Origin of the sequence: Brevibacterium linens ATCC 9172, assembly GCF_900169165.1 — a bacterium.
Classification (GTDB): domain Bacteria; phylum Actinomycetota; class Actinomycetes; order Actinomycetales; family Brevibacteriaceae; genus Brevibacterium; species Brevibacterium linens.
Genome location: NZ_FXYY01000048.1, coordinates 1 through 6083 on the forward strand (window position 1 = coordinate 1; position 6083 = coordinate 6083).

Sequence of the window (6083 nt, forward strand, 5' to 3'; positions counted from 1 at the left end):
ACAGACGCGGGTGTGTGGTTGAATAGCACCTGAGAGGTGCCCCTTTCTTGAACGGGAATGTTGACTTCGAACATCATCATTTTCCCAGTTCAGAAGGGGCATTTCCATTTCACGCGCGGCTTGATCCGGCTACTCGCATCGGTGGATCAAGGCTTAGGCGCGCGTTTGCCTCCGAGACGCGGTCGCGGCCGACTAACGTCGGCAACACTGCGGTGTGGGCAACATCGAAGAAGAGCGAAGAAATACTGAGTAGTGGGGCCATGATGATCAGTTGAATGACTGTCAGATTATGGAATGCGAATGCCACGGGCACGGAGGCAACAACGATGGTCTGCAGTGAGGCAAAGCCGACTAGCACCCATTTGCGCGACCATTGATCAATCCACACACCGGCGGGAATGCCGAAGAAGAGATATGCACTGCGAGACAACGCGGCGATGAGTCCAACTTCAAACGCCGAAGCGTTGAGGAACACGACGGCGGTGATGCTTAACGCGAAGGTGGTGACCTGGTTGCCCATGTCGCCGGCAAAATTGGCCAGCCACAATCGTCGAAAAATGGGATTCTTCAATACAGGAGGTGACGCTCGGCCAGGTTCATCTGGTTCGCTGGCGGCGTCGACAGGAGTCATATGCCCTTTATACCGCGAACCCCACGCCCTGCCCAGGATTCCGCGAGATCAACCGGTTATGCAATCTATTCATGCATTCTCGATGTAAGCCATCAGAGATCTCTACAGGTGAGGAACTCCGAGCCATCTGATATCGGACCTTCCCGATAGAAGGGCGACGGCGACGCCGCGACCTGGCTGCCGCCGAACAAGAGCTATCGCTGCGAATACGTCGCCCGGCAGATCGCAGTGAAACACAAATACGATCTTTGGGTGGTCCCAGCGGAGAAGTCCGCCATGGAACGCGTCCTCGGCAAATGCGACGACCAGCCCGCATTCACCGAGGATGCGGACTGGCCCGGTCCCGGCGACGGTGACAACGTCACCACGAAGGAAGAGACCCGCCCGGCGAAGCAGAGCCCGTCCGGTTCAAGTTCGACAGGGTCCGGCTCGTCTGCAAGCGGAGCATCCGGCAGTTCGTCGAGCGGCTCGTCATCGAACTCGTCGACGTATTTCGAGAACTGCACGGCCGCCCGTGAAGCTGGTGCAGCCCCCGTTCGCCGAGGCGACCCCGGCTACGGGTCCCACCTCGACCGCGACGGCGATGGAATCGGCTGCGAATAGCAACGACATCGCCCTCGTCGGGCTGTGGAAATCAACCGTTCAACGCTCAGACACGGACTCCGAAGCACGAAGATGGGGAACGTGCACTGTGACGCCCGGCCGCCTCGGCGAGGGGTGGTGTGTGAGCGATCACAGTCGCTCGGTAGTCTGATGTCGAACACCGTCGCAGCTGTTCCTGCCGACGGCTGCCACGATCATCGACGATGAGGAGACCTGCCATGTCCGGACTCGATACCGCCCTGACTCCGCTGCGCTTCCTCGAGCGTTCGCTCGAGGCTCACCCGGATCGGGAGGCGATCGTCGACGGGCCCCGCCGCTTCACCTACCGGCAGATGGCCGAGACCGTCCAGAACCTCGCCGAAGGACTCGTCCGCCGTGGACTGCAGCCCGGGGACACGGTCGCCGTGCTCGCCCCCAACAGCGCCGAGGCGCTCATCGCCCACTACGCGGTCCCGCTGGCAGGCGGCGTGCTCGTCATGCTCAACACCCGACTGGCTCCGCCCGAGGTCGAGTACATCCTCGGCCACAGCGAGGCGAAATTCCTCTTCGGCGATGCCGGACTTCTCCAGCCGGTCATCGATGCCGGGGCTGCGAACGCGGTCGAAACCATCGTCGTCCACCCCGACGAAGACGGCACCCCAGGTGAGGTGGCCGCCGCGGATCTGCGCGTGGAAGCGTATGCCGACTGGACCGCCTCGGCGCCGGAATCACCCCGCGCCTTTGAGGTCGAAGACGAGACGGCGACGATCACCGTCAACTACACCTCGGGCACGACGGGCCGGCCGAAGGGCGTCATGTACACCCATCGCGGGGCGTACCTGAACTCGCTCGGCGAGGTCGTCACGCAGGACTTCGCGCCACTGACGAAGTACCTGTGGACGCTGCCGATGTTCCACTGCAACGGCTGGTGCACGACCTGGGCGCTGACCGCGGTGTCGGGCACGCACGTGTGCATCCGAGCGGTGCGCGGTCCCGAGGCGTGGCGACTGATCGACGACGAGAAGGTCACCCGTATGGCCGGTGCTCCCGTCGTGCTCAACACCATCGCCGGGGCCAAGGAGGCCCACGATCTGGGCGGTTCGCTGTCGATCACCACGGCCGGTGCCCCGCCGTCGCCGACGACGATCGTCCTGCTCGAGGGGCTCGGCATCGAGGTCATCCACGTCTACGGACTCACCGAATCCTATGGCCCGTACTCCTCATGCGAACCGCAGCCCGAATGGACCGGCCTGCCGGTGGAGGAGCGCGCGAAGCTGAAGTCTCGGCAGGGGATCGGAATGATCAGCGCCGAGCGCGTGCGCGTGGTCGAGCTGCGCGCCGATGATGTGCTCACCGACGTGCCCCGCGACGGGGTGACGATGGGCGAGATCGTCATGCGCGGCAACAACGTCATGAAGGGCTACCTCAACGCGCCCGAAGCCACCGCCACCGCCTTCCGCGGCGGCTGGTTCCATACCGGCGACCTCGCCGTGATGCACGAGGACGGGTACGTCCAGATCCTCGACCGCGCCAAGGACATCGTCATCTCCGGCGGGGAGAACATCTCCACGATCGAGGTCGAGCAGGCCCTCGTCGCCCACGAATCCGTCGCCGAGGCGGCCGTGGTCGGAATGCCCGACGAGAAGTGGGGACAGCGACCGTTGGCCTACGTCGTCCTTGCGCCCGGCACCGAGGCGACCGAAGCCGACCTCATCGCGTTCGTCAAGACCCGCATCGCCTCCTACAAGGCCCCGGCCGGCATCGAATTCGTCGACGAGCTGCCGACGACGTCGACCGGCAAGATCCGCAAGAACGCCCTGCGGGAGATGGCGGGGAGCTGAGTGTCCTGGGCGAGGCTGGGGAGGGTCATTGATCAGATCCCTTGCAAAGGCGCACTCCAAGAGTGACTAACTTGTTCCATGGTGAGGCGCAACCAGCAAAAGAAGCGTGATGAGGCGCGAGCGAAGAAGAAGGCCGAAGAGCAGGTCGTCGAAGCGGCCGGAAACTATGTGCCGCTATCACGGGACGAGTGCCAAGAGCGGTCGTATACGGCTGAGCTGGGAAGCGGAGGGTTGCTTTGACTGAACTCACGTGCAGCCACCGCCGTGTGTGCTGTGCCTGTTAATGACAACGACAGGGGAGAGTCGGACGCGTATCGGCAATCGTCTATTGGACCGGTTTGTTGGCGTGCGGCGACCATCTTTTCCACAACCGAGACGTCTGAATACGGCTAAGTAAAACTCTCGCCATCGGCAATCCGGCAGAGCCAGCACGCGGATTTTCCGGTCGGCGTGCCTTAGCTTTCTTCAACTGCCGAGGAAGTCTACAGAAGCGCGTGCCGAGCGACCGCCAACGTCATCAGATTTCTGTGAAATCTACTCCATTTGGGGGATGTCAAATGGGGTGCCGGAAGCATTCGATCCTCGAGGCCATCTAATGAAACACGAAAATAAGGCAACTGAATACATGGTAGAAACGAGAGCAGGGCGATTGAACTTCGCTATTGCGACAGTGATTGGACTTCTGACGTTGGCATCTGGCCTTCTCGGCCCAGCACAGAGCAGCACTGCTGCCGAGAAGCCCTCAGAGGGGCAAGCACCAGCCCAGGAGCGAATTGTCATCGATCCGTCACAGATTGAGGATCAGAAAGGCCTGTCAGCACGGGCACAATCCGGACAGAGTACGGAACCTATCAAGGCTGAAACAACTTGTTCCAAGGACCCCGATGGGGCAAGTATCTGCGTGACGTTGGGAGAACAGGAAGAGTCTGGGCTGAAACCGCACGCGGCACTTCCATTGCCGAAGAATCTTTGCAAGTCCGGGGTTCGATCGTCTGACAGAACCAACGGCTGCGTCGGTGTTCCACTCACGATCAAGCATCATTCAGGGAAGGGAGCAGTGCTGGGAACACTCACCGGGACTGCCTACGTCTACCAGTACAGCGCAACTAATCAGACCCGCATCGGAAACCAGCTCACACTCGTGACCTCAAAGACATCGGGGACAGGAAACCAGTTCTCGATCGTCGGCAACACACCCAAATGCAGCGGAAGTTGTTCTCGCACGGGAGCTCTAACGTCGCTGGCAGGAAAGGCGTTGAAGGCTGGAAAGACTCTCAGCGCCGAAAGCTATTACAACTGGACTGGAAAATCCGCCCGCACGAATCAGAACCTGTCGTGGAACCTCACAATCAAGCACCCAAGAGTCGCACAGGTGCTGCCCTTCAACTATGCCGGAGCGAGCCCAGTGCGGTGCGATCGAGAGTACAAGTCAATATCCGCCGGATGCATCATGACTAAGGGCCAGGTCGCAATCGGATATGACCGGGCTTCTCACCCCAACTTCGCCAAGCACGTCACCGATGCACAGAAGAGCGGACTCCCCGGAAAATCAACGGCGCTCAAGAGGCTGAAGCCGGGACAGTCGTCGGCCAAGAACCGCTCAAAGGCTTGCCCGTCACGGCTCAAGCGACCGTCCGGCTACTCATGCGATGAATACCCGTTCGCCTCGACCCAGCAAGGCGCCTATTACGGCGGTGGTACAGGGCGCACGTTCAGCCAATGCAAGATCTCCGACAAAGCGTATCCGGTCGGTGCTAAGGGTGGAAAAGGATACAGCGCATGTATGATTCCCCAGAAGGAAAATTCCGCGGCAGGTTCTGAGCTCAGCAAGTTCTTTAAAGAGAGCCGCGTCCTGACAGGCGATTCATTCTTCGTCCAGATTCTTTAAGAGGCAGATGACTGACATGTACAAGCAGGTAGCCCAAACTGAAAACTGGAGACTCGATCTGCTTCCTCTTGTAGCGACGGACACGTCCGACACAGTTCTCGGAGGAACGGTATCGATTGACGACGAAGGTGGAATTGCCCTGCACACTGGCGCGATGTACGGGCCAGTTGACGCAGCGTTCGAAGTTCTCGGTAGCGTCCCAGATGGCCCGGCCCAGGAGTGGGAAGATGTTGTCGAATTGAGCGTGCGAGCCGCCGAAGCAGCACCTTTGATACTGATCGGCATCTTCAGCGACGGTGGCGAAGCCGACGAGCCAGGCACTGACGCGGACATGCTTGAAAGCGGTCGAGACTACCGAGTGCGAATTCATGTGCGAGGTCGAGATAAGTCGGGTAGCGACGAACTGATCGAACCCGACGGCACTCCAAACGATCATGTCCTTGTGCAGGTGTGGCCGTCTGAGCCGAATAAACCTACGGTCACAAGAATGAGTTCGGCAAAAGCCGGCGAGGATGAGAGGAACTCGGAGACGTTCAGCGGATCCGGATACGTCACTCTCGGCATGGGCGATCCAGACCGCGAGGATCTGATTGCACAAAACCTCAGGGACGCTGGAGAATAACCTCTCGTCGACCTCCGTCCGTGTATCGCTATTTCAACTGACGGCCCGAGCTTCAAAGCACGGCCACGCTTCATGCTCTGCCACACGACGAACGGCACTGTGAGTTAGATAGCCCGGCCCCACAAGTTAACTGTGGGGCCGGGCTATTCAATGAATCTTGACTGCAAAAGAAGAGAGGCGCCGTCGCTCTTTCAATCGGTTTGAGATCTGTCTTCCCACGGCCCCGGCGTTGCCGCACGCTGGCGGTGACGACGGTCGCAGATCCATACGCTTAATCTGTTGTCGTTCACCAAGACACGTTCACTTCTTCCGGCAGCTCGTACCGACAGGCATCTCGCACCTCGCGGAGGAACTGCGTGGCAGTCTCGACGGTGCCCCAGCCATGTGTGTGTGGGGGGTGCCCCTATGTTTTAAGTCAAGGGGCAACGACTAGTTTCTTCAAGAATATTCGGTAGGAGTCGAAAGGCAGGGATGATCGGTCTGGGAACCAGCTCCCGGACTGATCTGGTACTCCGCTAC

General features: G+C 60.1%; 5 protein-coding genes. 4 read left to right on the forward strand and 1 reads right to left on the reverse strand.

Translation table 11 applies throughout. The features are described 5' to 3' along the window. Positions 1 to 109 precede the first annotated feature (109 nt). Positions 110 to 631 carry an MFS transporter gene (locus BLIN9172_RS17455; protein ID WP_101556149.1) on the reverse strand — a complete coding sequence of 174 codons (522 nt, stop codon included), beginning with the start codon at positions 629 to 631 and terminating at the stop codon, positions 110 to 112. 252 nt (positions 632 to 883) lie between these two features. Here BLIN9172_RS17455 and BLIN9172_RS17460 point away from each other — a divergent pair, with 252 nt between their 5' ends. The 4 genes from BLIN9172_RS17460 to BLIN9172_RS17475 all read left to right on the forward strand — a co-directional run bounded on the left by BLIN9172_RS17460 (position 884) and on the right by BLIN9172_RS17475 (position 5564). Beyond that, positions 884 to 1234 (forward strand): excalibur calcium-binding domain-containing protein, encoded by a 351-nt coding sequence (locus BLIN9172_RS17460; RefSeq protein ID WP_145998000.1) that lies wholly within the window; start codon positions 884 to 886, stop codon positions 1232 to 1234. Positions 1235 to 1452: 218 nt separating this feature from the next. Continuing rightward, positions 1453 to 3054, forward strand: a complete 1602-nt coding sequence (locus BLIN9172_RS17465; protein WP_205751092.1) for an AMP-binding protein — start codon at positions 1453 to 1455, stop codon at positions 3052 to 3054. 595 nt (positions 3055 to 3649) lie between these two features. Then, a complete protein-coding gene (locus BLIN9172_RS17470; protein ID WP_170286976.1) occupies positions 3650 to 4942 on the forward strand; it encodes a NucA/NucB deoxyribonuclease domain-containing protein in 1293 nt (430 codons plus the stop codon). Positions 4943 to 4949: 7 nt separating this feature from the next. After that, on the forward strand, positions 4950 to 5564 hold the full coding sequence (locus tag BLIN9172_RS17475) for a hypothetical protein (RefSeq protein WP_127364848.1): 615 nt from the start codon (positions 4950 to 4952) through the stop codon (positions 5562 to 5564). Positions 5565 to 6083: the final 519 nt, after the last annotated feature.